Source organism: Klebsiella sp. A-Nf5 (genome assembly GCF_002810545.1).
Lineage (GTDB): Bacteria > Pseudomonadota > Gammaproteobacteria > Enterobacterales > Enterobacteriaceae > Klebsiella > Klebsiella variicola.
This window is the reverse complement of the sequence record NZ_PIOG01000287.1, coordinates 1-1057: the sequence shown is the minus strand read 5'-3', so window position 1 is coordinate 1057 and position 1057 is coordinate 1. Positions and strand designations below refer to the sequence as shown.

The following is a 1057-nucleotide window of genomic DNA, read 5'->3' as shown; positions in this document are numbered from 1 at the left end:
ACAGCGGAAAGAATTAATGGCAGTTTGCGCCCCAGTTTATCGGCGCACCATCCCGAAATTAATGCGCCGAAAATGCAGCCCAACAGCGCCGAGCTCATCGCCCAGCCGGACTGCGCCGGATCCGTAATTGAAAACCAGGCTTCATAAAATGGCTTAGCGCCGCCAATCACCACCCAGTCATAGCCAAACAGTAAACCACCGCAGGCGGCGACCAGACAAATAGTCCAGACGTAGCCCATTTTCAGGTGTGTCTGCGCGTTATTCATAATGATTCCTCTATAAGGGAAACGTAGGGAACAGTAGGGTTCAGGCGGGCCTGGCCCGCCACTTTCAGATTCAGGAAAAGATGCCGCTTTGCAGGGCGTGGCGAATCAGATGCGCCTTATCATGAGCCGGGTTCATTTGCAGAAGCTGCTGCATCGCCTGCTGGCAGGCAGATAAATGACCCAGCCCCAGATGTCCCAGCGCTTCAATAAACAAACAGTGCTGCAGATGTCGTTGCTGCGCTGATACGTCGAGAACCACCAGGTCCGGAAGAGAGACGGCAAAAAAATCGGCTTGCGGAACGTCATCCCGATGCTGCCCAGCCCACTCGATAAAATGGCGGAAGTGCCGCTCGGCCTGAGTCGGGTTACCGCGCTTACGCAGCGCTATGCCCTGCCAGAAAAGGTAATCTGCGGGCTGATCGTTGTAGTAACGCCCGGCGTCCAGCGTTGAGCCACCTTGCAGGGCAAGCTGGTAATATTCGGCTGCCTGCGGCGCATCCCCCGTCTGTTCAGCGCAATAGCCCAGCAAACACCAGATATCGTTGTCCGTTTGCCCGGGCAGTCGTCCCTCCCCCAGGTTATCGGGATAGCGTAATGCTGTTTTCAGACAGAGCGTGGCTGGCTTAAACGCCTGACGTTCGATGAACTGCAAAGCCCGATGAAGCTGATTCAGCAAATACTGGCCGGTAATTTTCCCTTCTCCCCCTTCCCAGGGATGGAATACGCGCGTATCCAGAATCGCGGCGGCATCGGCATAATGACCGGACGCGTTCCACAGGCTTAACAGCTCA

The 1057-nt window shown here is 55.7% G+C and carries 2 protein-coding genes; both read right to left on the bottom strand.

Features of this window, described 5'->3' with window-relative positions; all coding sequences use genetic code 11:
* The coding region (locus CWM53_RS29905) for an MFS transporter (protein ID WP_165785155.1) at positions 1–266 on the bottom strand (266 nt) is incomplete at its 3' end.
* 70 nt (positions 267–336) lie between these two features.
* Positions 337–1057: tetratricopeptide repeat protein (locus CWM53_RS29900; RefSeq protein WP_413773721.1), on the bottom strand; the 721-nt coding region annotated here is incomplete at its 5' end.